Source organism: Pseudomonas sp. URMO17WK12:I6, from assembly GCF_003253625.1.
Lineage (GTDB): Bacteria > Pseudomonadota > Gammaproteobacteria > Pseudomonadales > Pseudomonadaceae > Aquipseudomonas.
Genome location: NZ_QKYZ01000007.1, coordinates 258,422 through 284,018, shown reverse-complemented (window position 1 = coordinate 284,018; position 25,597 = coordinate 258,422). Strand labels below are relative to the sequence as shown.

The window sequence follows — 25,597 nt, the reverse complement described above, 5'->3', positions numbered from 1 at the left end:
ACACCCATTATCAGACAACGCCTATAAAGCGTGATTGCTTCGGAACCGCAAACGCATGCCATACTCCAAGGCACTCCGATTCCGACAGATGAAGCCATACATGCCCAAAGGATTGATCCGCGCTATCGGCGCCTTGTTAACAGCCCTGGCCCTTTACAGCCTGCTGGGGTTTCTGATTTTGCCGGGCATCGCGTTGCGGGTTGCCAACCAGCAATTGGCCAACTACGCCATGACGCCCGCGACAATTTCGCGGATCGAACTCAACCCGTTCAGCCTTGAAGTAACCCTTTGGGGCCTGATCATCGGCGAGCCGGGCAAGGAACAAGTGGGCTTCGAACGCCTGTACGCCAACTTGCAGATCGACAGCCTGTGGACCAAGGCGCTGCACCTGTCCGATATCGAACTGGACAAACCCAAGACCGAAATACGCTTCGGCAAGGACGGCCAGCTCAATCTTCTCGGGCTGTTCAAAATCCCCGCCAGCGAACCGACCCCGGTCGACCCGAACGCCAAACCCTTCCCGCTGCGCGTGGAGCGGATCAAACTGGCCGGCGGCTACGTGCATTTCGAAGATGCCCGGCCCAGCGAGCCCATCGAATTCCTCTACGACAAACTCGATTTCGAGCTGAAGAACCTCAGTACCCTGCCCGACGACAACGCCGACATGACCCTGGTCGCGGTCGGCCCCGCCGGCGGGCAGATCGACTGGACCGGCAATTTCAGCCTGAGCCCGATCGCCTCTGAAGGTAAGCTGAAAATCACCGATGGCAAGATGAAGTCCTTCTGGCCCTATGTGCGCGATGCTGTGCCACTGGTCCTGGAAAACGGCGTCCTGAACCTGAGCACCGACTACAAACTCAATCTGAACAAAGGCACCGAACTGCTGCTGGACAACGTCGTCGTCAGCGTCGCGCCTTTCGCCATCAAGGCGCCGGACGGCCGACCTCTGGTGAAGCTCGAACGACTGGACGTCAGCGACACCACCGTGGATCTGGCCAAGCAGCAAGTGGTGGTCGGCAAGATCCGCAGCCAGAAACTGGAAACCTGGGCAGCCCTCGAAGCCGATGGGCAACTCGATTGGCAAAAACTGTTCGCCAGCCAGCCGTCCAAACAGGCGGCCAAAGCCAACGCCGAACCCACCAACACACCCGCGGCAGCCGATTCACCGAAGCCCGAACCGACCGCGCCGAGCAAGCCCTGGCAGGTGCTGCTCAAAGACGTGCAACTGCGTAATTATCAGGTGCATCTGGCCGACCGTAAGGCACAACCCGCCGTAGCGCTGGAGCTCGGCCCGCTGAACCTGGACCTGCAGAATTTCGACAGCCTCAACGGCTCCCCTTTCAACCTCAAGCTCGACACGGGCGTGGGCAAGCAAGGCAAGATCATGGCGGACGGCACGGTCAATCTGGCCCCGATCAGCGCCAAACTGAACGTGCAGACCAGGGATATCGACCTGCGCGTCGCCCAGTCCTACATCAATCCGTTCATTCGCCTCGAACTGCGTAGCGGCATGCTGGGCAGTGATCTGGCGGTTGACTTGAAAAGCACCGAGCCCCTGGCGTTCAGCGTTACAGGTAAAGCCCAGATCGATCAGTTACATACCCTCGACACTCTGAAAACCCGTGACTTCCTCAAGTGGCAACAGTTGGCGCTCGAAGGCCTGAACTATCAGCACGGCGACAGCCTGTCGATCGACAAGGTCAATCTGTTCCAGCCCTATGCCCGCTTCATGATCAACGATGACCGCACCACCAACATCGATGACCTGCTGATCCCGCAACCGGCCGACTCCGGCGCCACAACGACCACAACTGCCGCAGCCAAACCGGCAGCCGGAAACGAAAAACCACTGGGCATCCACATTGGCAGCATCGCCATCAATGACGGTTCGGCAAACTTCGCCGACTTCAGCCTGACACCGAACTTCGCCACGGCCGTCCAACAACTGAACGGGCAGATCGGCACCATCGACAGCCGCCACGTAAAACCGGCCAACGTCGACGTCAAAGGCAAGGTCGACCGCTATGCACCGGTGACCATCAAGGGCTCGGTCAACCCGTTCGACCCGATGGCCAGTCTGGACATCGCTACCAGTTTCAGACGGGTGGAACTGACGACCCTGACGCCTTATTCCGGCAAGTTCGCCGGTTACCGCATCCGCAAGGGCCGGCTCAATCTGGATCTGCATTACAAGATCACCAACGGTCAGCTCCTGGCCGAAAACAAAGTGGTGGTCGAGCAGCTGCAACTGGGTGAAAAGGTCGACAGTCCGGATGCAGTGAGCCTGCCGCTGAAACTGGCGATTGCCTTGCTCAAGGATGTCGACGGCAAGATTTCCATCGAACTGCCGGTGAGCGGCGACCTGAACAACCCGCAGTTCAGCATCATGCCGATCATCTGGCAGACCCTGCGCAATCTGATCGTGAAGGCGGCCGCGGCGCCGTTCAAAATGATTGGCGGGCTGGTCAGCGGCGGCGGTTCAGAGGAGCTGGGCACCGTGGCGTTTGCACCAGGTTCGAGCGACTTGAGCAAGGAAGCCGAAGCGACACTGATCAAACTGTCCCAGGCGCTCAAGGAGCGTCCGGCCCTGCGCCTGGAAATCGAAGGCACTGCCGCCAAGAGCAGCGACGGCCCACTGCTCGCCGAGCAACGCCTGGAACGGGAATACCAGTACAACTACTACAAAATGCTCCAGCGCCGCGGTGACAAAGTGCCGGCCCAGGCCTCCATGCTGGAAGTGCCGGACAGCGAGAAAGGCCCGCTGCTCGAAGGAATCTACCGCACACGCCTCAAGATCCAGCCGCCCGCGGAATGGAAGGATCTGGGCAAGGAAGAACGCAGCAAAAAAATGCGCGAAAGCGTGATCGGCTTCTGGAGCTCCAGCGAGGTTCTGTTGCGTCAGCTGGGCCAGGAACGGGCCAGCAGCATCAAGGACTACCTGGTGGACAAAGGGCAGTTGGCCGATGACCGCGTGTACTTCATCGACGCCAACCTCGGTGAGGCCGAAAGCGATGGCCGCGTGGTGACGGCCTTGCATCTGGATGCCGAATGATGGGCGCGCAATGGCTTATGAGCCTGGCCCTGGTATTGGCTGCCGGCCAAGCTGCGGCGGCCGATACCCTGCGCTGCGGCAGTCAATTGATCAGCGTCGGGGACAGGTCCAGCGAAGTGCTGCAAAAATGCGGAGAGCCCGTCGCCCGCGACCTGCTTGGCTACAAGCGCAGCGCCAATCGACGGGAAGAGTTTCAGGTCGAGGAATGGACCTACGGGCCCAACGGCGGGATGTACCAGTACCTGCGCTTTGAAGGAAACCGGTTGGTTCAAATCACCAGCAAGCGCGGTAACTGAACTCGCCCCCACAGTTTTTTGCGTTGCTCCCAATAGAACAGGCCCCGACACGAATGTCGGGGCCTGTAACGGCCACGTCCATATGGCCTTTCGCATGAACTCTCAAAAAGCGACAGACGTATGACCTGGCCCGCCTGCCGCATCTTCTCCCGGTCCAGGCGAGAAGCCTTGCCTTACTCGGCTTTCAGGCCGTCAGCGGACACCGCTTTGACGCCTTTGATTTTCTTGGCAATGGCCACGGCGGTGGCTTTCTGAGCTTCAGTCACCGCAACAGTGGACGACAGCGACACGACACCTTTGTTGGTTTCGACTTTGATGTCGGTGCCAGGGATGCCTTTTTCAGTCACCAGGTCTGCTTTGACTTTGGTCGTGATCCAGGTATCGGAAGTAGCTTCCTTGGCTTTGGTCACTTCACCGGCGGCCAGCGTCATGGGAGCCTGGGTGGTATGGCTGGTCTGGGCGAATGCGGCGTTGGCCATCGTCAGGGTCAGCGCGGTAGCAGTAACGGCAGTGATAGCGAACTTTTTCATACGAGTAACTCCTGTTCTTCTGGAAAGTCTGCTGCGTGTCGTCTTGTCAGCAGGGTTACCAGAGAGAGTGCGAACGCTGTGCCAACTAGCAACCAAAAAATAAATACCTATAAATCAACAACTTAATAAAAATGACAACTTTCGAAATCATGCAAAATGCATGAGTGCGACATTATCTACATGCAAGTTGCGGGTTTTAACGCAGGCCTAAGGGCATGAATTGTCGGGGATTTTCGTGATCATCCGAATCGCCCCCCGCCCAAATGACCAACAAAAATGCCCCGCGTCGTGAGAAGCGGGGCATTGTTTATGCCGGGTGATATGGATCAGGTACCGGTGCAGCCTTTAGGTGCGTACTCTTGTAGAGCCGTGGTGGCGCATGTCCAGCCACCGGCGAGGGTACGCGAAAGCGTAATGGTCTTGCTGAGCACAGGCCCTGGAGCATTGAGGATCGTGCAGACAATAGTGCCCACACCGGTAGCGGTGGTACCCGATGCCGTAATCGTGCAGTTACCTGTAGTCGCCGTACCGCCGATCAAAGCGAGGGTAGGATCTGTACCCTGATTCATAATGTCTTCAAAAGGCACCTTCAGTGCCGAGATTTCTGCAAGCGCAGCGGTAACTTTCGCCCGTGATTGGTACTTCGAATACTGCGGCAACGCAAACGTCGCCAGAATCCCGATGATCGCCACCACGATCAGCAGTTCGATCAGGGTAAAACCATTTTGATTTTTCATAGACAGGCTCCATGCATGAGTCGAAATCTCATGATCTGTAGAGGGTGCAGCACAGGTCATGCCAAGTCGTATGCGCCCCTGCAGACTGGGCTCGGGATCACGACAAAGACCTTTCGTACCCCCAGGATCCGCACTTTCTGACATTTTTTGTCACCTCACCTCGGCTGGTTTGGTTCCACTGTTTGACTAGGCTATAAGTCATTAACCGCCTGCGTCCGGAATCCCAATGAATGACATTGCCCTTAGCGGTCTGGCCAAGCAATTGGTGCTGGCCGAGCTGATCACTGATCAAAGTGCGCAACAGGCGTATCAGCAAGCCCAACGCGATCGAGTCTCACTGGTCAGTTATCTGGTGCAAAACAAATTGCTGAAAAGCTGGCAGGTCGCCGAGGTGGCTTCGGAGCATTTCGGCATGGCCCTGCTGGACCTCAACTGCCTGGAAAAAGACACCCAACCCAAGGGGCTGGTCAGCGAAAAACTGATCCGCCAGCACCACGCCCTACCCCTCTGGCGACGCGGCAACAAACTGTTCGTGGGGGTTTCCGATCCGAGTAATCAACAGGTCATCAACGACATCCAATTCAGTACCGGGCTGAACACCGAAGCCATCCTGGTCGAAGAGGACAAGCTTAGCGACGCCATCGAAAGATTCTTCGACAGCCACGCCACCGACCTGCAAGAGATGGCCGATGTCGACCTCGACGGTCTGGACATCGAGTCGGTCGACGACCAGAAACAGGACGCCATCGGCGGACAGGACACCGATGACGCGCCCGTGGTGCGCTTCGTCCACAAGATGTTGCTCGATGCGATCAAGAGCGGGTCTTCCGACCTGCATTTCGAACCCTACGAAAAAACCTACCGCGTGCGGATGCGCACCGATGGCATCCTGCATGAAGTTGCCAAGCCACCAACGCAACTGGCCAACCGCATTGCTTCCCGGCTCAAAGTCATGGCCAGTCTCGACATCTCCGAGCGGCGCAAACCCCAGGACGGGCGAATCAAGATGCGCCTGTCCAAGAGCAAGTCCATCGACTTCCGGGTCAACACCCTGCCGACCCTGTGGGGCGAAAAAGTGGTGATCCGGATCCTTGATCCGTCCAGCGCGCAAATGGGCATCGATGCCCTCGGCTATGAGCCGGAGCAGAAAGACCTGTACATGGCCGCCCTCAAGCAACCACAGGGGATGATCCTGGTGACCGGGCCCACCGGTTCAGGCAAGACCGTGTCGCTCTATACCGGACTGAACATCCTCAACACCGTCAACATCAACATCTCCACTGCCGAAGACCCGGTGGAAATCAACATGGAGGGCGTCAACCAGGTCAACGTCAATCCCAGGCAGGGAATGGACTTCGCCCAGGCGTTGCGCTCGTTTCTGCGCCAGGACCCGGACGTGATCATGGTCGGCGAAATCCGCGACCTCGAAACTGCCGAAATTGCCATCAAGGCCGCCCAGACCGGGCACATGGTGCTTTCCACCCTGCACACCAACAGCGCTGCGCAAACCCTGACCCGCCTGCACAACATGGGGATTCAGGGCTTCAACATTGCGACCTCGGTCAGCCTGATCATTGCCCAGCGCCTGGCGCGCAAGTTGTGCAGCCATTGCAAGAAGCCCATCGAGATTCCCCGCGAGACGCTGCTCAAGGAAGGCTTCCCCGAGGAACGCATCGGCTCATTCACGATCTATGAACCGGTCGGTTGCAATCAATGCAATGCTGGCTACAAAGGGCGAGTGGGGATTTATGAAGTGGTGAAGAACACTCCTGACCTGCAACGGCTGATCATGGCCGAAGGCAATTCACTGGAGATCGACCTCCAGATGCGCAAGGACGGCTTCAACGACCTGCGCACGTCGGGCTTGCTCAAGGCCATGCAAGGCATCACCAGCCTTGAAGAAATCAACCGGGTCACGAAGGACTGAATATGGCGGTCAAAGCAGCGAAAATCAGCGTGTATGCCTGGGAAGGCACGGATCGCAAAGGTGCGAAAATGACCGGCGAGTTGACCGGACAAAATCCAGCGCTGATCAAGGCCCAGTTGCGCAAGCAGGGCATCAATCCGGGCAAGGTGCGGAAAAAGTACGCGTCCATTTTCAGTGCCGGCAAGCGCATCAAACCCTTGGACATCGCCCTGTTTACCCGGCAGATGGCGACCATGATGAAAGCCGGCGTACCGCTCCTGCAATCGTTCGAGATCATCGGCGAAGGCTTCGATAACCCGAACATGCGCAAGCTGGTGGACGAGGTGAAACAGGAAGTCGCGGCCGGTAACAGCTTCGCCGCGGCCCTGCGCAAAAAGCCCCAGTATTTCGACGAGCTGTACTGCAACCTGGTGGACGCTGGCGAGCAGGCCGGTGCCCTGGATACCCTGCTGGAACGGGTGGCGACCTACAAGGAAAAGAGCGAAAGCCTCAAGGCCAAGATCAAGAAAGCCATGACCTACCCGCTGGCCGTGGTGTTCGTCGCAATCATTGTGACCGGCATTCTGCTGGTCAAGGTTGTGCCGCAATTCCAGTCGGTATTCTCGGGGTTCGGCGCCGAACTGCCGGCGTTCACCGTGATGGTCATCGGCTTGTCGGAGTTCATGCAGGACTGGTGGTGGATGATACTCGGCGTGTTGGCTGGGGGGATCTTCGGCCTGCGCCATGCCTTCAAGAATTCCCCGGGCTTTCGCGACCGGACGGACACCTGGCTGCTGAAACTGCCGTTGGTTGGCGCGCTCATGTACAAGTCCGCCGTGGCCCGTTACGCCCGCACCCTGTCGACGACGTTTGCCGCCGGCGTGCCACTGGTCGAAGCCCTTGAGTCAGTGGCGGGCGCGACCGGCAATATCGTGTTCAAGCGAGCGGTGTTGCGCATCAAGCAGGACGTTTCGACCGGCATGCAGCTGAATTTTTCCATGCGTACCTCCGGCATCTTTCCGACCATGGCGATCCAGATGACGGCCATTGGCGAAGAGTCCGGCGCGCTGGACGACATGCTCGACAAGGTCGCGGGTTTCTATGAGGCCGAGGTGGACAACATGGTCGATAACCTGACCAGCCTGATGGAGCCGTTCATCATGGTGGTGCTGGGTGTTATCGTCGGCGGGCTGGTGGTTGCAATGTACCTGCCCATCTTCCAACTCGGCTCAGCGGTCTGATATGTCCTTGAACGAATTTCTGAGCCTCAACCCGCTGGCCTTCGTGATGACCGCAGGGCTGATCGGCCTGCTGATCGGCAGTTTTCTCAACGTGGTGGTCTGGCGCCTGCCGAAAATGCTTGAGCGTGAATGGCGCCTGCAGGCCCATGACGTACTGGACTTGCCAGTCGAAGCCCCCGGTCCGACCTACAACCTGATATTGCCCCACTCCGAGTGTCCTCACTGCGGCCATCGGATTCGAGTGTGGGAGAACATTCCAATACTCAGTTATCTGTTTTTACGTGGGCGATGCTCGAGCTGCGCAGCGCCGATCAGTAAACGTTACCCGCTGACCGAACTGGCCTGCGGCCTGCTGTCGGCGTTCGTCGCCTGGCATTTCGGTTTCGGCTGGCAGGCCTGCATGGTGCTGGTCCTGAGTTGGGGCCTGCTGGCGATGAGCCTGATCGATGCCGAACATCAACTGTTGCCGGACGTACTGGTGATGCCATTGATGTGGCTGGGACTGGTCCTCAACAGCTTCGGGCTCTTCGTATCACTGCATGACGCGTTCTGGGGCGCGGTGGCCGGCTACATGGCGCTGTGGACGGTGTTCTGGCTGTTCAAGCTGGTCACCGGCAAGGACGGCATCGGTTACGGTGACTTCAAGCTCCTGGCGATGCTCGGCGCCTGGGGCGGCTGGCAGATCCTGCCCATGACCATTCTGCTGTCATCGCTGGTAGGGGCCATTCTCGGGGTGATTTTGCTGCGCCTGCGGGATGCGAAAACCTCGACGCCGCTACCCTTTGGACCCTATCTGGCCATTGCCGGCTGGATTGCCTTGCTCTGGGGTGGTCAAATAACCGGCTTCTATTGGCAGTTTGTCGGTTTGAAATGAATACCCCTGTGGAAAAACCCTGGATTCTCGGCCTGACCGGCGGCATCGGCAGCGGCAAAAGTGCGGCCGCGCAGCACTTCATCGACCTCGGCGTGCACGTGGTCGACGCCGATCATGCGGCTCGCTGGGTGGTCGAACCCGGTCGCCCGGCACTGGCAAAAATCGCCGAGCACTTTGGCCCCGGCGTGTTGCAAGCCGATGGTCAGCTGGATCGTGCAGCCCTGCGCAAGCTGATCTTCGAGGTGCCGGAAGAACGCCGCTGGCTCGAAGCGCTACTGCATCCGTTGATCGCCGAGGAAATCGCCCATCATCTGGCCAAGGCACAATCGCCTTACGCGATTCTGGTTTCGCCGCTGCTGATCGAGTCCGGGCAGTACGCCATGACCCAACGGGTCCTGGTGATCGATGCCCCGGAACAGTTACAGATCGAACGCACCCTGCAGCGTGACCAGACCAGCGAGCAGCAAGTCCAGGCGATCCTCAAGGCTCAGTCCAGCCGACAGGACCGCTTGAGCCATGCCGACGATGTGGTGGTCAACGACCGCGACCTCGCCTGGCTGCACAGCGAGGTCGAACGTCTGCATCACTTTTACCTTACTTTGCGTGGAGGCCAGTCATGAGCCAAACCCCGACCGTCGATTGCCCAACCTGTGGCGCCCCTGTCGAATGGAGCCCCGAGAACAAATTCCGGCCATTCTGTTCGGACCGTTGCAAACTGATCGATCTGGGCGCCTGGGCATCGGAAGAACACAAGATTCCGGTGCCCCCCGATGCCGAGGATGAGTTGTTCAGCGGCGACTTCGACCCGCGTCACTGATCCCGGCCATCAGGGCCGCATAAAGCCATAGTCCTGGCCCTCGTCGAGGTTCTCGGCGAGAAACCGCAACTCATCGGCCAGGTCTTCAAGATTGCGCACTGCCTTGCTCTGCTGCACCACCGCACTGAGCAAGGCACGCAGGCTCAACCCCGGATCGAAGCCCACCTCTTGCGCCACATCCAGACTCTGACGCAACTCCTGCCTGGCCCACTCGTAGACACTCATTTCGATGCTCCTGAAGGTTTTCCGAAGCATGGATTCGTCAACGTTTTTTGGATTTGATGTGGATCAAGATTTGGGATCGTCATCTTTCCAGGGCGCCGATAGATAGCGCGTGCGATTGAACGTCTCCAGCCATTCTGGGCAAAACACCACCAACGCGCTGACCACCATGCCGTTGATGAACGCTTCCGGAAAAATCAGCAGCCAAAGGTAACCGACAAAGTCTTCCAGCCAGTACGGCATGACGAATCGCTCGTCGTACCACAGCAGCGTGAGCGTCAGGATCAGGCACAACAAGGCCGACAGCGCAGCGGCAAAAAAACCGGAACAGAAGATGTACACGAAGGGATTACGCGGCTGCGCGCGCTCCACCAGGATGGCGCAGCACTCGGTGACCAGCACCGGTAGCAGGATCAGCAGAGCGCCATTGACCCCGACAGCGGCTAGGTCCTGACGCCCGAGCAACACCAAGCCCACCTGCGCGACCAACCCGCCGACAATCGCCAACGGCCAATCCAGTAGTAAGGTCACGGCGGTCATGCCGATGAAGTGATAGGACACACCGGTATCGAAGTCCCGTCGCACCAGCCACAGCATGAACAGCGCAAACACCGTACCGAACAACAGATGCTGGCGGCGGCTGTCGCTGAACAGTTCGACCCATGGCGCTCGCGCAATTGCCCAGATCAGCGCCGGTATATAGATCAGCCAACCCACCGTCAGGGTTTCGGATGACAGTAACTCGGCACCGATCATGGCTGGGCACACTCCTTTGTCTTACCAGAAGAGAACAGGTCATCAGTCTACACCGGCCTTTACTCCCTTCGACTTCGGGTTGGTATACACATTTGTACCGGCCCCGGGGGTGCTCCACGATTGGGTACATATCCATTTCTGCGGTAACGACCACCTAGGGTTCCGCCCTTACGGCGGGTCACTTTCGAAAAGCGCGAAAGTAACCAAAGCGCTTTGCCCCGCCATTCGGTGCCTCGCTTAGGCTCGGCATACCCTCACTCCGGCATTGCTCCGGGGGCCCGCCGCCATCGGCCATCCATGGCCGGGGGCGGCTACCGCGGCATCCCTGCCGCGGTGCCCCCTGCGCAATACCTGCGTTCGGCTTCTGGGAAAGGGGCGGATAGATCAAGATCAAAAACCAAAGCAACGGCAAGATCAAAAGATCGCAGCCTTCGGCAGCTCTTACAGGGAAACGCGTTCTCTTGAAGTCAGGCCGGCTGGTAGGCCGCCTCGCTTTTGCTTTTGCGGTGCACGCCCCCTCGAGAGGCCGAGTGGAGGTTCTGCGCAGTGGGCAACCCGGCATGGATGCCGGGTTAGCCGCCCCCGGCCATGGATGGCCGATGGCGGCGGGCCCACGGAGCAGGACCGGAGCGAGGGCACCCTGAGCCTAGGCGAAGGGCCGAACGAAAGGGGCAAGAGCCTTTGGTTACTTTGGGCTTTTCAAAGTGACTCGCTGTAAGAGCGAAACCGCCAGCCGGCACTACCGCAGAAACGGATATGCACACAATCAACAGCGATTGTTACATTTCCCGCAAGACTGAATCAGACCCAGCCCCCTTTATCCCCCACAGGCAAAGACTAAAATTCAGACACTGGAACCCACACAGAGCACAGAAAAATGAAAACCCTGACCAGCCTGTTCCTGACCCTCGCCGCCACCTCGGCCCTGGCCGCCAACGAGCCAGCCGCTGCCACCCCGTACAACCCGGCACAGCCACTGGACATCGCCAAGGTCGTTTCAGTGACAGACACCGCAACCGCCTGCGGAGTCGTGCCAGCGACCATGGAATATATCGACCATCAGGGCCAGACCCATCGCGTGACGTACGAAGTCATGGGCAACTGCACCACCGATCTGTGATCGCTCCGGTCATAACAACTTCCATGTGTAGCTGAGAATCAGGCGGTTTTCGTCGATATCACTGCGGTAGTTGGAACGCGCCATGGCGTTGCGCACGCGGATCCCGAGGCCTTTGAGGCTGCCGCTTTGCAACACATAGCCGATGTCCAGATCGCGCTCGCGGTCCTTACCTTCAAACCCCTTGCCGGTGTCGACGTTATTGCCGGTGATGTAACGCACGGTGCTGGTCAGCCCCGGCACACCGAGGGCAGCGAAGTCGTAGTCGTAACGCGCCTGCCAGGAACGCTCATCGGTGTAGGCAAACTCGTAGGTCGGCACCTCATTGCCCAGCGGTGAGATGTTCGCAAATACTCGCGGGAAGGCGCTGTCGCCGAACATGCCCTGATAGCCGACATAAAACGTGTGACCGCCGCGCTTGGCCGACAGCAAAGAGAAGAACGCCCGGTTGTCGATGTTGCCCAGTAATTTTTTGCCGTCCTCGCGCGAATCGTAATAGCCAAGGTTGGCGCCCAGGGTCCAGTCACCCAACGGCTCGCTGTGCTTGAAGCCGAGAAAGCGCTGGTTGTAGATATCCTCCAATTGCCCGAACCAGGCACTGACCGAGCTGCGTTTATCATTGAACGCGTAGTCGGCGCCGGCAAAGTTGAAACCATCGCTGCTGACCTGACGCTGGGGTACATGACCGAGCATGGCTTGCATCTTTTCATCGCCAGCCTCGTTGCGCAGGCTGGTCGAACTCAAATGACCGCCCTGTAAGGTCAGGCCATCGATCTCATTGGAGCTGATGCTTGCACCCTGATAACTGGGCGGCAGCAGACGGATATCGCTGAAGGCCAGCACCGGCAGGTTGGGTTGCAGCTCCCCCACCTTCAATTCGGTCTTGGAGTAACGCACCTTCAGCGCGCCCCCCAAACGACTGTATTCATTCGCCGCGCGTCCATCATTGCGCACCGGCAGCAAACCGGTATTGACCCGGTCCGGGCTGCTGTCGAGTTTGAGGCCGAGCAGGCCAATGACATCCACACCAAAACCGACAGGACCCTGGGTATAACCGGATTTGACGTTGAGAATGAAGCCCTGTGCCCACTCTTCGGCCTTCGACTGTTTATTGGCCCCGACGATGTCGGAGAAGTCCCGGCTGAAGTAGTAATTGCGCGCTTGCAAGGTGGCGGTGCTGTCTTCGATGAAGCCGCCCTCGGCGGCCACCGCACCGGTGGAGAAACTCGAGACGACAGCGATGGACAACACTGACCCGGTTGTTGGAAAAATCTGTTTCATCGTTTTTTCTCTTATTTTTATTGATCGACAGGTTGAAGTGCTTCAGTCGCAGCATTTGCGCTGCGAGCGATGGGACGCCGGGCGTTTAACAACCAGTGGGTGACCATGCCGAAAATCAGTCCCCAGAAAGCGGCAGACAACCCAAACAGCGACATGCCCGAGGCGGTGGTGAGAAAGGTCACCAATGCGGCTTCACGATCACTCGGCACCGCCATTGCGCCAGCCAGTGCCCCCGCTATCGCAGCGAACAACGCAAGCCCGGCCAAGGCCGCGATCAGTTCTTTGGGGAACGCCGAAAACAACGAAACCAGCGTGGCGCCGAAGATCCCCAGCACCAAATAACAGAGACCGCCCACCACCCCGGCCACATAGCGTTTGCCCGGGTTTTCATGGGCCTCGCGACCGGTACAGATGGCGGCGGTAATCGCCGCCAGATTCAGCCCGTGACAACCGAACGGCGCCAACAGCGCAGTGCCCAACGCACTGCTGGCGATGATCGGGCCGGCGGGCGTTGAGTAGCCGCTGGCGCGCAGCACCGCCATGCCGGGGACAAACTGGCCGGTCAGCGCCACCATCACCAGCGGCAAGGCGATATTCAGCGTCGCGCTCAAACTGAACGCAGGCGTGATCCACACTGGCGTGGCCAAACCGATCACCAGCGCTTCGCGGTGCAAATCACCGGCGAGAAACGCGATGGAACAGCCCACCAGCAGCACCATCAACACCGCATAACGCGGCATCACCCGTTTGCAGATCAGGTACGTGGCAAACATCGCCAGCACCAGCTGCGGCTTGCCTTGCAACGAGACGAACAACCCGGTGCCGAAACTGAACAGAATCCCTGCCAGCATCGCCGCCGCAATCGCCGCGGGCAGTTTGCCGATGATCCGGTCAAATGCCCCCGACACCCCGACCAGAAAGATAATCAGGCTGCTGACCAGGTACGCGCCCACCGCTTCGGGCATGGATATTCCCGGCAACAGCGCCACCAGCAACGCCGAGCCCGGCGCCGACCACGCGATGATCACCGGCACCCGGTAACGCAAGCTCAAACCGATGCCGAGCACGGCGCTGCCGATGGAAATCGCCCAGACCCACGACGACAGCACTTCTCGCGAGAGGTGAGCGGTTTCGGCGGCCTGAAAGATGATCACCAGGGGGCCCGCGTAGGAAATCACCGTCGCGATAAATCCGGCCACGGCAGCCGACAAGGAAAAATCCCGGAATAACGCTTTCATGAAACGTCGCCGACAGACCCGTCAGGCGAACCATGGCGCAGGCCCGACAGCGCTTGTTTGACACTGCGCTGACTGCTGATCGCGAACACGGTCATGGCAATGGCGGCCACCGCACCGGGCAAAGCAAACGCCATGAAGTTCAGTTGCAGCGGCAGGCTGATCCCCAGCAAGGCACCGCCCAGCAGCGGGCCGACGATGGCGCCGTTGCGGCCGATGCCCGACGCCCAGCCCAAACCGGTGGAGCGAATGGCCATGGAGTAGAACTGCGCGGCGCAGGCGTACAGCAGAATCTGCGAGCCGATGGTGGTGGCGCCAGCGATGGCGATCAGCAGGTACAACACCGGCATCGGACTGTTGAAGCCAAGCAAGGTGATCGATACGGCTGCAACGGCGAAGAACACCGCCAACACGCGCGGCAGGTTGAGTTTGTCACCCAGCACACCGCCGCCGACCGCGCCGAAAATGGCGCCAAAGTTGAGCACCAGCAGGAACGACAGGCTCGAGCCCAGGCTGTAACCGGCGCTTGCCATCAGTTTCGGCAGCCAGGAACTCAAGGCGTAGACCATCAACAAGCAGCAGAAAAACGCCAGCCACAGCATCAGCGTGCGCAGCGCCCGCCCCTCACGAAACAACTGCAACACCGGGGTGCCGCTGCCCTTCACTTCGCTTATGTGCAGCTGATCGCCGGTTTGCGCGATGTACGCCGGATCGACTCGCTGGAGAATGTTGCGCGCCTCTTCATTGCGCCCCTGACGCAGCATGAAGCCCACCGATTCAGGCAGGAAGTACATGATCAACGGCAACAGCAGCAACGGCAGCACCGCCACGTAAAACACCGACTGCCAACCGAAACTTGGGATCAGCACGATGCCGAGCCCCGCCGAGAGCATGCCGCCCACCGAGTAGCCGCTGAACATGATCGCCACCAGCGTGCTGCGGATTTTCTTCGGCGCGTATTCGTTCATCAGCGCCACGACGTTGGGCATCACCCCGCCAATGCCCAGCCCGGCAATGAACCGACAGAGGCCAAACTCGGTGGGGTTACTGGCAAAACCGTTGAGCACGGTAAAACCGCTGAACAGCATCACGCACAGGGTGATGGCTTTTTTACGACCGATCTTGTCTGACAGCGGGCCGAAAAACAGCGCGCCGAACATCATTCCAAACAGTGCATAACTTCCCAGTGCGCCGGCTTGCAGAGGACTGAGCCCCCACTCTTTCATCAGCATCGGCAACACCACGCCGTAGATCACCAAATCGTAACCGTCGAAAATGATGATCAGGGCGCACCAGAACAGCACCATCCAGTGAAAGCGGTTGAATCGTGCCTTGTCGATAACCTCATGTACGTCAATCTTGCGCATGGCATCTATCTCTTGTTGTTGTTTTTTTAAGAGTCGGTAACGCGGCTAACGTCCGTACAGCCGAGGGTAAAGTCGCCAGGCACGGGGCAATATCCGCTTTGCGCAGATCGCTATCCGTTTTGTGCACCGCCCGGAACCGGGCGTTGGGCGGGGAAAGAGGGTCTTGAATCAGAGAAACCTGTGGCGAGGAGCACGTCTATGCTGGATTTACCCGGCTCATGCCTTTGCTCCTATAGGAGGAAAAATCGATGGTTCCCACGCCCATTTCCGAAAAGGCTTTTTCCCGAGGTCTGCTCGATGTACTGATTCGTGCCGGGTTGATCGCCGTTCTGGTGGTTTTCTGCTTCCAGATATTCAGTCCATTCCTCGATCTGATGCTGTGGTCGATAATCCTGGCAATCACCCTCTACCCGTCACAAGTCAGGTTCAAAGGCGCGCTGGGAAACAAGGATGGGCTCAGCGCGACGCTGATTGTGCTGATCGCCATCTGCATCCTTATGGTGCCTGCCTATTTGTTGGGAACCTCGATTGCAGACTCCGTGGAACGGGCGATAAGCATGGTCAAAAGTGACAGTTTCCATATCCCCCCTCCGTCCGACGCGGTGGCCGGCTGGCCACTTGTGGGCAAACCCCTTCATGGCTTATGGACACAAGCTGTCACCAACCTGCCCGACCTGCTACAGAAGTTCATACCGCAAATCAAAGGTGTCAGCCTCTCCCTGCTGAGCAAGCTGGCGGGGGCCGGCATGGGGCTCCTTTTATTTATCTTTGCCCTGATTATTGCCGGTATTTTTTTAGCCTATGGTGAAAGTGGCCACCGCAGCGCAGTGCAAATCGCTTCGCGCTTCTGCGGCCCGGTCAAGGGACCGAAAATCACCGAGCTGTGCACCGCGACCATCCGGGCAGTGGCGTTGGGCGTGGTTGGCATCGCCTTCATCCAGATGCTGTTGATCGGCATCGGCTTTGTGTCCATGGGCATCCCCGGCGCAGGTCTTCTCGCCTTGGCGGTGCTGCTTATTGGCATCATGCAATTACCGGCCACCCTGATTACCCTTCCGGTCATCGTCTACGTCTTCGCGAACGAAGGTGCCAGTACGGCGACCATTGTGTTTGCCATCTATGTCTTCGTTGCGGGCCTGGTCGATAACGTCCTCAAGCCGTTGCTGTTAGGCCGAGGTGTCGATGTGCCAATGCCGGTGGTGCTGATCGGTGCCTTGGGCGGCATGGTCACGAGCGGTATCCTCGGCCTGTTTATCGGCCCTGTGATATTGGCGGTCGGTTATCGGCTGTTCTGGCAATGGGTGGACGATAAAGCGCAAGAACCCGAGACAGACCGCCAGGGACCGATCTGACACGTCTGCCGAGGATATCGCCATGCTGTTGAATCTACTCGCCGGTCTCCCCGTGATGCTGTTCTGCCTGCTGATGCAAGCCGTTTTCATAACTATCTGTTTGCGCCATTACGTGCATTTCAGGCATACCCATCCAAATCGTGAATCGCAATGGCTGAATATCCTGTTGCTGTCGATGGTCATGGTGCTGATGTTGCTCGGCAATTTCGTGCAGATCGCCATCTGGGCCACCCTGTTCATGTTGCTCGACGAATTCGACGAATTCGCCACTGCGCTCTATCACTCGGCAGTCAACTTCGCCACGCTGGGCTATGGCGATATCATCATGTCCCCACGCTGGCGTCTGCTTGGCCCACTGGAAGCAGCCAACGGCATCCTGATGTTTGGTGTCTCTACCTCAGTCATGACCGCTGCGGTGATGGATGTCATCAAACACAGTATGGAAAGGCTACAACAGCGCGAACACCTATAGGTACGTCAGAAAAAGCAGGTAAGGTTCTATCTGAAGAAATCGCGACCGACTTTTTTCTTTTGCGACAGACTTTATTATTCAGATCACATTTGAACGCTAAGCTTGGGCCTATGGATGACTCCGATTATTTACGCCTGCTGACCATTGCGGCCGAGCAAGCCAACACGTTCCTTTCCAATGCCCGCAAATGGGAGCGTGAGCGTTGGGTTTGCCAGCGCCTGCTGCAAGGTCTGAACATTCCCTATCGCGCCGACGAGTTTGCCCCCGCCGGAGAGCCGCCGGACGTGCTGTTTCGCGACGCGAATTTCGAGGTGTTCTTCGTGCTCGACGAGGGCCGGCGCCTCAATGATGAATGGCGTGATGAGCTGCAACGTCGGCGCAGCGCGTTCTCCCTGAGCCAACTGGTGCGCCGCGAGGCCAAGCCCCGGCGGATCCCGGCTAATGAATTTCTGCTGAGACTGGCACCAACCTTGCGCAAAAAAGCCCACAACTACAAAGAGCGCGGCATGGACCTGGGGGATCTGGACATCATCGCCTTCGCCAGCCTCAAGCGCGAAGTGCTGGACCTCAACAGCCACTTCCCGCCGCCCACCGAATACCTGCGCCAGGGCTGGCGCTCGTTGTCGCTGGTCGGCCCGACCTTCGCCCGCGTACTCTTCGCCCACCCGGATGCCCCGGATTTCCTGCGCAGCAACCTGGGACGCAGCATCGTCTTCGATGTCGGGATCAGCTTGTGAGTCCCGCCACATATAGCGGCAACCCTGCACAGGATGGCGCAATCACTGGCCGAATGTTACAAAGCGCAATCGTTCACCCGAACCACATGCACCGTTCAACGCTTGCAGACAATCTGCTGTAACGTCTGCACATTCAGCAACGTCTACCCGACGAGGCCTTTATGACCAGCCGCCTGAACCCCGACGACCAGAAGCATGTCGAAGAGTACCTGCACCTGTCCCAGCACCAAGTCGAGCGCCGGCCTTTCCGGCCGTGGATGCTCCTGGTGGTGGTGTTGGCAGTGACCATTGGTTTAGGCCTGTTGAGCCGACTTATCAGTTACCTGACGCTATGAGCTGCCTTGCGCTCGCTCGGGTAACGGTACAGATTTCTTTTAGCCTTGCGAGATATCCCCATGACTCATCGTATTGTCATCGTTGGCGGCGGCGCCGGCGGTCTGGAGTTGGCTACCCGTCTGGGTAAGACTCTGGGCAAGCGCGGCACGGCCAGTGTGATGCTGGTCGACGCGAACCTGACCCACATCTGGAAACCGCTGTTGCACGAAGTGGCCGCTGGATCGCTCAACTCTTCCGAAGACGAACTCAACTATGTTGCCCAGGCAAAATGGAACCATTTCGAGTTCCAGCTGGGGCGCATGAGCGGGCTCGATCGCACACAGAAGAAAATCCAGCTGGCCGCCACCTACGACGACGCTGGCCTTGAACTGGTACCCGCGCGCGAAGTGCCTTACGACTCGCTGGTGATTGCTGTCGGCAGCACCACCAACGACTTCGGTACTCAAGGCGCGGCGCAACACTGCCTGTTCCTCGACACCCGCAAGCAGGCCGAGCGCTTCCATCAGCAACTGCTCAATCACTACCTGCGCGCGCACGCCGGACAGACCGACACCGTGCAACAGATCAGCGTGGCCATCGTCGGCGCCGGTGCCACCGGGGTCGAACTGGCAGCGGAACTGCACAACGCCGCCCATGAACTGGCGGCTTATGGCCTGGACCGGATCAAACCGGAAAACATGCACATCACCCTGATCGAAGCCGGACCACGGGTTCTCCCGGCGCTGCCGGAGCGGATCGGCGGGCCTGTGCATAAAACCCTGGAGAAACTCGGGGTCAACGTCATGACCAATGCCGCGGTCAGCGAAGTGACCGCCGACAGCCTGATTACCGCCGACGGCCAGGTAATCAACGCCAGCCTCAAAGTCTGGGCCGCCGGGATTCGTGCGCCGGGTTTCCTCAAGGACATCGATGGCCTGGAAACCAACCGCATCAACCAGCTGCAAGTGCTGCCGACCCTGCAAACCACCCGCGACGAGAACATCTTCGCCTTCGGCGACTGTGCGGCCTGCCCGCAACCGGGCAGCGACCGCAATGTGCCGCCGCGTGCCCAGGCGGCCCACCAACAGGCTTCGTTGCTGGCCAAATCGCTGAAACTGCGGATCGAAGGCAAGGCCCTGCCGGAATACAAATACACCGACTACGGCTCGCTGATCTCGCTGTCGCGTTTTTCGGCTGTGGGTAACTTGATGGGCAACCTGACCGGCAGCGTGATGCTCGAGGGCTGGCTGGCACGGATGTTTTACGTGTCGCTGTACCGCATGCACCAGATGGCGCTGTATGGCGCGTTCCGAACGGCGATGTTGATGCTGGGTAGCAAGATTGGGCGTGGGACCGAGCCGCGGCTCAAGTTGCACTAAATTTTCGGCGTCTGTCAGGGCCTCATCGCGGGCAAGCCACGCTCCCACAGGATCTGCGTCGTACGCAAATATGCGGCCAACAAAGATTAACTGTGGGAGCGTGGCTTGCCCGCGATGCAGGCGCCTCGGTCTACCCCGTGAACACTTCTGTGTCTCACTGTATCTCCCCCACGATTTCACCCCTTCGCTTACAAACTCCCTCCTTGCACGACACAGTAGCGATACACCGCGCCCGCTAAATGGCCACACCCGAGCAAGGCACCGCCTGCTTCGGTCATCGCCGCACTTGCGTGGCGTCCTTTATCGAACGGTTGTGTCGTGCAACCCAGGAGATTTGTAATGTCCCGTACCACTACTCTCAGCAAAAACACCGTTGGCCTGCTCGGTGCCGTCCTGGCCGGCGGCCTGATGTTGTCCGGTTCCGTATTCGCCGCGCAGCCACTGACCCAGGGCTACATGGTCGCCTCCGCCGAAACTTCGGTAAAAACCCCAGAAGGCAAATGTGGCGAAGGCAAGTGCGGCGATGCCTCGATGGCCAAGACCGACACCGATGGCGATGGTCAGGTGTCCCGTGCGGAGTTCCTGAAAGTGGCGCCCAAGGGCGACTTCGACAAGATCGACACTAACCACGATGGTCAAATCTCGGAACAAGAGGCTTTCGACAATGTGAAAGCCAGCTACGAAGCCAATGGCAAAAAAATGCCAAAAGGCTTGTTCGAGCACCTGAAAGACAACAGCTAAGCCAATGAAGACCAGGCCCTGCTTCTCCATCGAGGAGCGGGGCTTTTTTTCGTCCGGCGGATTTACAACTGAAACCGCTGCACCATGGTCCGTAACGAATTGGCCAACTGCGACAGCTCATGGCTGGAGGCGCTAGTCTGATCGGCGCCAGCGGCGGAGCGTACCGACAAATCGCGAATGTTCACCAGGTTGCGATCAACTTCACGCGCCACTTGCGCCTGCTCCTCGGCGGCGCTGGCGATCACCAGGTTGCGTTCGTGGATCTGGTGAACCGAAGCGGTGATGGTCTGCAGCGCTTCGCCAGCATGCTCCGCCAACGCCAGGGTGCTGGCTGCCCGCGAGGAGCTGGCTTGCATGGAGTCCAGCGCCTGGGTTGAGCCAGTACGCATGCCCTGAACCATTTGTTCGATTTCCTGAGTCGACTGTTGCGTGCGGTACGCCAGGGCACGCACTTCGTCGGCAACCACCGCGAAACCTCGACCACTTTCGCCCGCACGCGCCGCTTCGATGGCCGCGTTGAGGGCGAGCAAATTGGTCTGTTCGGCAATGGCACGAATCACATCCAGCACCTTGCCGATGTCCTGAGACTGGTTGGCCAGCGACTGCACCAAGCCGCCCGTCGTCTGCACGTCGCTGGCAAGGGCGCTGATGGCACTCACGGTTTCGCTCACTCGCTGATGGCCAACGTGTGCCGACTCACTGGATTGGCGCGTGGCGTCAGAGGTAGAAACCGCGTTGCGTGCGACCTCCTCCACCGCGGTGGTCATTTCGGTGACGGCTGTCGCCGCTTGTTCGATCTCGTTGTTCTGCTGTTGCAGATTCTGGGTGCTGTCGAGGGTGACCGCGTTCAATTCATCGGCTGCCGTCGCCAATTGCGCCGCCGAACCGCTGATGCCCTGCAAGGTGTCACGCAGGTTGTGTTGCATGGTCGCCAGCGCCTTGAGCAAGCGACTCACTTCGTCGTTGCCATGGGTCTCGATGGGGCGGGTCAGATCGCCTCGTGCCACGTTTTCCGCAGCGTTCAACGCCTCTGCCAAGGGTTTGACGATGCTACGGGTCAACAGCATCGCAAGGCCGACCGTGGCCAGCGCCGCGAGGGCAATAAACAGGCTGACGATCATCCGGGAGGTGGCATAGTGCTCTTGGGATTTCCGGCTCTCGGCGGCCACTAGCCGGGTGAACAGTTCCGCCAGATCGTTGAGCTGTTTGCCCGAACCGTCGACAACAGTCTTCATGTCGACCAGCAGTAGTTTGGTCAGCTCGTCACGCCTCCCTTGCTCAGCGAGGGTGAAGGATTGGGCGATGCCGCTGCCGTAGGCGGCGAAGGTTTTTTTGAACTGGTCATACAACTCCTGGCCCTCAGGGGTGGTGACCAATTTGTCATAAGCGGCAATTTTCTCGCTCAATTCCTTGTCGCGCGTGTCCATTTGGCTGCGGTAAGTGGCGATGTTCTTCGGATCTTGATCCAAGGCCATGCGCAGGGAAATGGTACGGATGCGCAACATGAGCTCGCGGATCTCGTCACCGCCGCGAATGCTCGGCAACCATTGGGCCTCCACCGCCACCTCGCTGTCGCGAATGCTCGACATCTGCCCCAGTGCAAATACCCCGAGCAATGCCACCAGTACCGCGATCAAGGCAAAACCCAGCGCGGCGCGAGGGGCAATATTCAGCTGACGAAGAAACATAACGAGCGCCTTTGTTTTTATTGGCTGGAGTCGAGGCCCTGTCCATGCCCCGTTAGCTCGTTATCGGCAAGTTGTACGATGACTTGAAGCGATCTGCTTTTTCGCAGACAAAAAAAATCCCCGTATCTTTCGATACGAGGATTTTTAATATGGTCGGGGTAAGGGGATTCGAACTCCTGACATCCTGCTCCCAAAGCAGGCGCGCTACCGGACTGCGCTATACCCCGGTAAAAAAAAGGCACCTTTGAAAGGCGCCTTCTGCGAACAGAGCTTTTGGCGTCTGATCTTAAGATTCGATCCCAGCGTTAACTGGTTTCAAAAATGGTGGGTCGTGTGGGATTCGAACCTACGACCAATTGGTTAAAAGCCAACTGCTCTACCAACTGAGCTAACGACCCAAAAATGGTCGGGGTAAGGGGATTCGAACTCCTGACATCCTGCTCCCAAAGCAGGCGCGCTACCGGACTGCGCTATACCCCGGTTTGAAATTGGCTCCGTGACCAGGACTCGAACCTGGGACCCAATGATTAACAGTCATTTGCTCTACCGACTGAGCTATCACGGAACTACATATTTCAATTTACAACTGTGAAGCTTGCTTCACCTCTTCGACCCGTTCGCATCGCTGCGTTCGTGTGTCTGAGGCGCGCTATTCTACAATCTTAAGCACCTCTGTCAACCCCCTAAATTGCTTTCAAGTTAATGATTTGCAACTTATTTCAGATTCCTGCTTGGGGAGCAGAAACCCTCTCGGGGTGACTTACTGCGGGGCGCACTTTACAAGCATTTTCCTTTGAGTTCAACAGCCTATCGAAAAAAAGGCCTCGCAATGCGAGGCCTCTTTCATTTTGTTGCCACTGGGGATCAGACAAAGACGATTTCGTCGTGCTCCACCACACCTTTGGCGGTCTCTCCGGGCATGAAACGACCCGATAGAATCAGCTGTGCCAGCGGGTTCTCGATCCAGCGCTGGATCGCCCGTTTGAGCGGCCGTGCGCCATAGACTGGGTCGTAACCGACGGCGATCAGCTTATCCATCGCTTCCGGACTCAGCTCAAGCTTCAGCTCGCGCTCGGTCAGACGGCTACGCAGGCGACCCAACTGGATCTCGGTAATGCCCGCGATCTGATCCCGAGCCAGTGGCTCGAAGATCACCACTTCGTCGACCCGGTTGATGAACTCCGGCCGGAAGTGCGTGGAAATCGCATCCATCACCGCTGCACGCTGCGCTTCGCGATCCCCTATCAGTTCCTGGATCTGTACCGAGCCCAGGTTGGAGGTCATGACGATCACGGTATTTTTGAAATCCACCGTGCGGCCATGGCTGTCGGTCAAACGGCCATCTTCAAGCACTTGCAGCAAGATGTTGAACACATCCGGGTGGGCCTTCTCGACCTCATCCAGCAGGATCACCGAGTAAGGCTTGCGACGCACCGCCTCGGTCAGGTAACCGCCCTCCTCATAGCCCACGTAGCCCGGTGGCGCGCCGATCAGACGAGCCACGGAATGCTTCTCCATGAACTCGGACATGTCGATCCGTACCATCGCCTCTTCAGTATCAAAGAGGAACTCGGCCAGCGCCTTGCACAACTCGGTTTTACCGACACCGGTCGGGCCGAGGAACATGAACGAACCGCTCGGGCGATTCGGATCGGACAACCCGGCACGGGAACGCCGCACTGCGTTGGAGACGGCGATCACTGCTTCGTCCTGACCGATCACACGTTGGTGCAACAGGCTTTCCATCTTCATCAGTTTTTCGCGCTCGCCCTCGAGCATTTTCGCCACGGGGATGCCGGTCCATTTCGACACGACTTCAGCGATCTCTTCTTCAGTCACCTTGCTGCGCAACAACTGGTTTTCGCTTTTGCCGTGCTGGTCGACCATTTGCAGGCTGCGCTCCAGGTCCGGGATCACCCCGTATTGCAGCTCGGCCATGCGGTTCAGATCGCCTTTACGGCGCGCGGCTTCCAGTTCCTGACGGGACTGTTCGATTTTCTGCTGGATCTGTGCCGAACCCTGGACCTCGGCTTTTTCCGAGTTCCAGATCTCTTCGAGATCCGAATACTCACGCTCGTGACGGGCGATTTCTTCCTGCAATTTTTCCAGACGTTTCTTCGCCGCGTCGTCGCTTTCTTTCTTCAGCGCCTGGGATTCCACCTTCAGCTGAATCAGACGACGCTCCAGACGGTCCAGCACTTCCGGCTTGGAATCGATTTCCATGCGGATGCGGCTGGCGGCTTCGTCGATCAGGTCGATGGCCTTGTCCGGCAACTGGCGGTCCGTGATGTAGCGATGGCTGAGCTTGGCCGCGGCGATGATTGCACCGTCGGTGATTGCCACCTTGTGGTGAACTTCGTAGCGCTCTTTCAGACCACGCAGGATGGCGATGGTGTCTTCTTCGCTCGGCTCGTCCACCAAGACCTTCTGGAAGCGCCGCTCGAGGGCCGCGTCCTTCTCTATATATTGGCGATACTCGTTGAGCGTGGTCGCACCGACGCAATGCAGCTCACCGCGAGCCAATGCCGGTTTGAGCATGTTGCCCGCGTCCATCGAGCCTTCGCCCTTGCCGGCGCCGACCATGGTGTGCAATTCGTCGATGAACAGAATGATCTGCCCTTCCTGCTTCGACAGTTCATTGAGCAGGGACTTGAGGCGTTCTTCGAACTCGCCGCGGTATTTGGCGCCGGCAATCAATGCCCCCATGTCCAGGGACAAAAGGCGCCTGCCTTTGAGACCGTCCGGCACTTCACCGTTGATGATGCGCTGAGCCAAGCCTTCGGCGATGGCGGTTTTACCCACGCCAGGTTCACCGATCAGCACCGGGTTGTTCTTGGTGCGGCGTTGCAGAACCTGAATGGTGCGGCGAATTTCATCGTCACGGCCGATCACAGGATCGAGCTTGCCCTCTTCGGCGCGCTTGGTCAGGTCGATGGTGTATTTATCCAGCGCCTGGCGTGATTCTTCCTGGTTGGCGTCATTGACCGCCTCACCGCCACGCAGATTGTTGATCGCGTTTTCCAGCGCCTTTTTGCTCACGCCCTGGCCGAGCAGCAATTTGCCGAGCTTGCTGTTCTCGTCCATCGCGGCGAGCAGCACCAGTTCGCTGGAGATGAATTGGTCACCCTTCTGCTGGGCCAGGCGATCGGCCTGGTTGAGCAGGCGTGCCAGATCCTGCGACATGTTCACGTCACCGGTCGGGTTCTGGATTTTCGGCAGCTGATCGAGCGCTTTGGTCAGCTCTTTACGCAGGCTGTTGACGTCGAAACCCACCTGCATCAGCAGGGGTTTGATCGAACCACCCTGCTGTTCAAGCATGGCCTGCATCAAATGCGCCGGTTCAATGGCCGGATGATCGAGGCCGACAGCCAGGGATTGGGCGTCGGACAAGGCTAACTGCAGCTTGCTGGTTAAACGGTCTATACGCATGGGTTCACCTTCCTTTTGAGCAGGCCGGACCTATAAACATCCCGAATAAAGAA

23 protein-coding genes, 4 tRNA genes and 1 pseudogene are annotated in these 25,597 nt (G+C 58.5%); 14 read left to right on the top strand and 14 right to left on the bottom strand.

Annotation, left to right across the window (positions count from 1 at the left end; all coding sequences use genetic code 11):
• Window positions 1-55: 55 nt before the first annotated feature.
• Both F475_RS15560 and F475_RS15555 read left to right on the top strand, forming a co-directional pair.
• A complete protein-coding gene (locus F475_RS15560; RefSeq protein WP_177431109.1) occupies window positions 56-3,052 on the top strand; it encodes a DUF748 domain-containing protein in 2,997 nt (998 codons plus the stop codon).
• Window positions 3,052-3,348 (top strand): DUF2845 domain-containing protein, encoded by a 297-nt coding sequence (locus F475_RS15555; protein ID WP_064620386.1) that lies wholly within the window; start codon window positions 3,052-3,054, stop codon window positions 3,346-3,348. Before F475_RS15560 ends, F475_RS15555 begins: the two co-directional genes overlap by 1 nt.
• Window positions 3,349-3,521: 173 nt before the next feature.
• Here the strand turns inward: F475_RS15555 and F475_RS15550 are convergent, their stop codons facing one another.
• Together F475_RS15550 and F475_RS15545 are read right to left on the bottom strand one after the other, a co-directional pair.
• Window positions 3,522-3,878: a BON domain-containing protein gene (locus F475_RS15550; RefSeq protein ID WP_111454253.1), complete on the bottom strand. Its 357-nt coding sequence runs from the start codon at window positions 3,876-3,878 to the stop codon at window positions 3,522-3,524.
• Window positions 3,879-4,204: 326 nt separating this feature from the next.
• Complete coding sequence (locus F475_RS15545) at window positions 4,205-4,615, bottom strand: pilin (protein WP_111454252.1); 411 nt, start codon at window positions 4,613-4,615, stop codon at window positions 4,205-4,207.
• A 226-nt stretch (window positions 4,616-4,841) separates the two neighbouring features.
• On the opposite strand from F475_RS15545, the gene pilB reads away from it, so the two are divergent.
• From pilB to yacG, 5 genes are read left to right on the top strand one after another with little or no spacing between them, the layout of a single operon-like run.
• Complete coding sequence (gene pilB, locus F475_RS15540; RefSeq protein ID WP_064620392.1) at window positions 4,842-6,542, top strand: type IV-A pilus assembly ATPase PilB; 1,701 nt, start codon at window positions 4,842-4,844, stop codon at window positions 6,540-6,542.
• 2 nt (window positions 6,543-6,544) lie between these two features.
• Complete coding sequence (locus F475_RS15535) at window positions 6,545-7,762, top strand: type II secretion system F family protein (RefSeq protein ID WP_018930188.1); 1,218 nt, start codon at window positions 6,545-6,547, stop codon at window positions 7,760-7,762.
• A gap of 1 nt (window position 7,763) precedes the next feature.
• The gene (locus F475_RS15530; protein WP_064620394.1) at window positions 7,764-8,636 is read left to right on the top strand and encodes an A24 family peptidase; all 873 of its coding nucleotides are present in this window, start codon (window positions 7,764-7,766) and stop codon (window positions 8,634-8,636) included.
• Window positions 8,633-9,256, top strand: coding sequence for a dephospho-CoA kinase (gene coaE, locus F475_RS15525; protein WP_026286732.1), 624 nt, complete (start codon window positions 8,633-8,635; stop codon window positions 9,254-9,256). Before F475_RS15530 ends, coaE begins: the two co-directional genes overlap by 4 nt.
• Window positions 9,253-9,453, top strand: a complete 201-nt coding sequence (yacG, locus tag F475_RS15520) for a DNA gyrase inhibitor YacG (RefSeq protein ID WP_007938961.1) — start codon at window positions 9,253-9,255, stop codon at window positions 9,451-9,453. The genes coaE and yacG overlap by 4 nt, the downstream gene beginning before the upstream one ends.
• Window positions 9,454-9,462: 9 nt before the next feature.
• Here yacG and F475_RS15515 read toward each other — a convergent pair whose 3' ends face one another.
• Both F475_RS15515 and F475_RS15510 read right to left on the bottom strand, forming a co-directional pair.
• On the bottom strand, window positions 9,463-9,678 hold the full coding sequence (locus F475_RS15515; protein ID WP_111454251.1) for a hypothetical protein: 216 nt from the start codon (window positions 9,676-9,678) through the stop codon (window positions 9,463-9,465).
• Window positions 9,679-9,741: 63 nt separating this feature from the next.
• A complete protein-coding gene (locus F475_RS15510) occupies window positions 9,742-10,431 on the bottom strand; it encodes an energy-coupling factor ABC transporter permease (protein WP_018930184.1) in 690 nt (229 codons plus the stop codon).
• 877 nt (window positions 10,432-11,308) lie between these two features.
• On the opposite strand from F475_RS15510, the gene F475_RS15500 reads away from it, so the two are divergent.
• A complete protein-coding gene (locus tag F475_RS15500; protein ID WP_018930181.1) occupies window positions 11,309-11,551 on the top strand; it encodes a DUF2790 domain-containing protein in 243 nt (80 codons plus the stop codon).
• A gap of 9 nt (window positions 11,552-11,560) precedes the next feature.
• Here F475_RS15500 and F475_RS15495 read toward each other — a convergent pair whose 3' ends face one another.
• Genes F475_RS15495 through F475_RS15485 form a run of 3 tightly spaced genes read right to left on the bottom strand, consistent with a single transcriptional unit; the run spans window position 11,561 to window position 15,431 of the window.
• Window positions 11,561-12,829, bottom strand: a complete 1,269-nt coding sequence (locus tag F475_RS15495) for an OprD family porin (RefSeq protein ID WP_111454250.1) — start codon at window positions 12,827-12,829, stop codon at window positions 11,561-11,563.
• 17 nt (window positions 12,830-12,846) lie between these two features.
• Window positions 12,847-14,067 carry a benzoate/H(+) symporter BenE family transporter gene (locus tag F475_RS15490; RefSeq protein WP_111454249.1) on the bottom strand — a complete coding sequence of 407 codons (1,221 nt, stop codon included), beginning with the start codon at window positions 14,065-14,067 and terminating at the stop codon, window positions 12,847-12,849.
• Window positions 14,064-15,431 (bottom strand): aromatic acid/H+ symport family MFS transporter, encoded by a 1,368-nt coding sequence (locus F475_RS15485; protein WP_111454248.1) that lies wholly within the window; start codon window positions 15,429-15,431, stop codon window positions 14,064-14,066. The genes F475_RS15490 and F475_RS15485 overlap by 4 nt, the downstream gene beginning before the upstream one ends.
• A 248-nt stretch (window positions 15,432-15,679) precedes the next feature.
• Between F475_RS15485 and F475_RS15480 the strand changes: the two genes are divergently transcribed.
• From F475_RS15480 to F475_RS15455, 6 genes are all read left to right on the top strand, one after another.
• Complete coding sequence (locus tag F475_RS15480; RefSeq protein ID WP_111454247.1) at window positions 15,680-16,783, top strand: AI-2E family transporter; 1,104 nt, start codon at window positions 15,680-15,682, stop codon at window positions 16,781-16,783.
• A gap of 22 nt (window positions 16,784-16,805) precedes the next feature.
• Window positions 16,806-17,255, top strand: coding sequence for a potassium channel family protein (locus F475_RS15475; protein WP_018930176.1), 450 nt, complete (start codon window positions 16,806-16,808; stop codon window positions 17,253-17,255).
• A 110-nt stretch (window positions 17,256-17,365) separates the two neighbouring features.
• Window positions 17,366-17,992 carry a DUF1780 domain-containing protein gene (locus F475_RS15470; RefSeq protein WP_007938395.1) on the top strand — a complete coding sequence of 209 codons (627 nt, stop codon included), beginning with the start codon at window positions 17,366-17,368 and terminating at the stop codon, window positions 17,990-17,992.
• A gap of 161 nt (window positions 17,993-18,153) precedes the next feature.
• On the top strand, window positions 18,154-18,327 hold the full coding sequence (locus tag F475_RS15465; RefSeq protein WP_007938396.1) for a DUF3094 domain-containing protein: 174 nt from the start codon (window positions 18,154-18,156) through the stop codon (window positions 18,325-18,327).
• 60 nt (window positions 18,328-18,387) lie between these two features.
• Window positions 18,388-19,686 carry an NAD(P)/FAD-dependent oxidoreductase gene (locus F475_RS15460; RefSeq protein ID WP_019581250.1) on the top strand — a complete coding sequence of 433 codons (1,299 nt, stop codon included), beginning with the start codon at window positions 18,388-18,390 and terminating at the stop codon, window positions 19,684-19,686.
• A 339-nt stretch (window positions 19,687-20,025) separates the two neighbouring features.
• Window positions 20,026-20,427 carry an EF-hand domain-containing protein gene (locus F475_RS15455; RefSeq protein WP_086945899.1) on the top strand — a complete coding sequence of 134 codons (402 nt, stop codon included), beginning with the start codon at window positions 20,026-20,028 and terminating at the stop codon, window positions 20,425-20,427.
• A gap of 62 nt (window positions 20,428-20,489) precedes the next feature.
• On the opposite strand, the gene F475_RS31105 is transcribed toward F475_RS15455, so the two are convergent.
• The 7 genes and pseudogenes from F475_RS31105 to clpB form a co-directional block, all read right to left on the bottom strand.
• A complete protein-coding gene (locus tag F475_RS31105) occupies window positions 20,490-21,353 on the bottom strand; it encodes a methyl-accepting chemotaxis protein (protein ID WP_371924336.1) in 864 nt (287 codons plus the stop codon).
• Window positions 21,345-22,115, bottom strand: a pseudogene (locus tag F475_RS31100) (MCP four helix bundle domain-containing protein); the annotation flags it as partial. The pseudogene F475_RS31100 and the gene F475_RS31105, both read right to left, overlap by 9 nt.
• 150 nt (window positions 22,116-22,265) lie before the next feature.
• A tRNA-Pro gene (locus F475_RS15445) sits at window positions 22,266-22,342 on the bottom strand.
• A gap of 95 nt (window positions 22,343-22,437) precedes the next feature.
• Window positions 22,438-22,513 (bottom strand) — tRNA-Lys (locus F475_RS15440).
• Window positions 22,514-22,518: 5 nt separating this feature from the next.
• Window positions 22,519-22,595: transfer RNA gene (locus tag F475_RS15435), tRNA-Pro, on the bottom strand.
• A gap of 9 nt (window positions 22,596-22,604) precedes the next feature.
• A tRNA-Asn gene (locus tag F475_RS15430) sits at window positions 22,605-22,680 on the bottom strand.
• 299 nt (window positions 22,681-22,979) lie between these two features.
• Window positions 22,980-25,544 (bottom strand): ATP-dependent chaperone ClpB, encoded by a 2,565-nt coding sequence (gene clpB / locus F475_RS15425; RefSeq protein ID WP_018925901.1) that lies wholly within the window; start codon window positions 25,542-25,544, stop codon window positions 22,980-22,982.
• Window positions 25,545-25,597: the final 53 nt, after the last annotated feature.

Bases quoted from the DNA above. Each gene is read 5' to 3' on its own strand.
- F475_RS15555 (WP_064620386.1), top strand. From the start codon at position 3,052: ATGGGCGCGCAATGGCTTATGAGCCTGGCCCTGGTATTGGCTGCCGGC.
- F475_RS15465 (WP_007938396.1), top strand. From the start codon at position 18,154: ATGACCAGCCGCCTGAACCCCGACGACCAGAAGCATGTCGAAGAGTAC.
- F475_RS15535 (WP_018930188.1), top strand. From the start codon at position 6,545: ATGGCGGTCAAAGCAGCGAAAATCAGCGTGTATGCCTGGGAAGGCACG.
- F475_RS15495 (WP_111454250.1), bottom strand. From the start codon at position 12,829: ATGAAACAGATTTTTCCAACAACCGGGTCAGTGTTGTCCATCGCTGTC.
- F475_RS15490 (WP_111454249.1), bottom strand. From the start codon at position 14,067: ATGAAAGCGTTATTCCGGGATTTTTCCTTGTCGGCTGCCGTGGCCGGA.
- F475_RS15470 (WP_007938395.1), top strand. From the start codon at position 17,366: ATGGATGACTCCGATTATTTACGCCTGCTGACCATTGCGGCCGAGCAA.
- yacG (WP_007938961.1), top strand. From the start codon at position 9,253: ATGAGCCAAACCCCGACCGTCGATTGCCCAACCTGTGGCGCCCCTGTC.
- F475_RS15455 (WP_086945899.1), top strand. From the start codon at position 20,026: ATGTCCCGTACCACTACTCTCAGCAAAAACACCGTTGGCCTGCTCGGT.
- F475_RS15550 (WP_111454253.1), bottom strand. From the start codon at position 3,878: ATGAAAAAGTTCGCTATCACTGCCGTTACTGCTACCGCGCTGACCCTG.
- pilB (WP_064620392.1), top strand. From the start codon at position 4,842: ATGAATGACATTGCCCTTAGCGGTCTGGCCAAGCAATTGGTGCTGGCC.
- F475_RS15545 (WP_111454252.1), bottom strand. From the start codon at position 4,615: ATGAAAAATCAAAATGGTTTTACCCTGATCGAACTGCTGATCGTGGTG.
- F475_RS15530 (WP_064620394.1), top strand. From the start codon at position 7,764: ATGTCCTTGAACGAATTTCTGAGCCTCAACCCGCTGGCCTTCGTGATG.
- F475_RS15515 (WP_111454251.1), bottom strand. From the start codon at position 9,678: ATGAGTGTCTACGAGTGGGCCAGGCAGGAGTTGCGTCAGAGTCTGGAT.
- F475_RS15510 (WP_018930184.1), bottom strand. From the start codon at position 10,431: ATGATCGGTGCCGAGTTACTGTCATCCGAAACCCTGACGGTGGGTTGG.
- F475_RS31105 (WP_371924336.1), bottom strand. From the start codon at position 21,353: ATGCAACACAACCTGCGTGACACCTTGCAGGGCATCAGCGGTTCGGCG.
- F475_RS15485 (WP_111454248.1), bottom strand. From the start codon at position 15,431: ATGCGCAAGATTGACGTACATGAGGTTATCGACAAGGCACGATTCAAC.
- coaE (WP_026286732.1), top strand. From the start codon at position 8,633: ATGAATACCCCTGTGGAAAAACCCTGGATTCTCGGCCTGACCGGCGGC.
- F475_RS15500 (WP_018930181.1), top strand. From the start codon at position 11,309: ATGAAAACCCTGACCAGCCTGTTCCTGACCCTCGCCGCCACCTCGGCC.
- F475_RS15460 (WP_019581250.1), top strand. From the start codon at position 18,388: ATGACTCATCGTATTGTCATCGTTGGCGGCGGCGCCGGCGGTCTGGAG.
- clpB (WP_018925901.1), bottom strand. From the start codon at position 25,544: ATGCGTATAGACCGTTTAACCAGCAAGCTGCAGTTAGCCTTGTCCGAC.
- F475_RS15560 (WP_177431109.1), top strand. From the start codon at position 56: ATGCCATACTCCAAGGCACTCCGATTCCGACAGATGAAGCCATACATG.
- F475_RS15475 (WP_018930176.1), top strand. From the start codon at position 16,806: ATGCTGTTGAATCTACTCGCCGGTCTCCCCGTGATGCTGTTCTGCCTG.
- F475_RS15480 (WP_111454247.1), top strand. From the start codon at position 15,680: ATGGTTCCCACGCCCATTTCCGAAAAGGCTTTTTCCCGAGGTCTGCTC.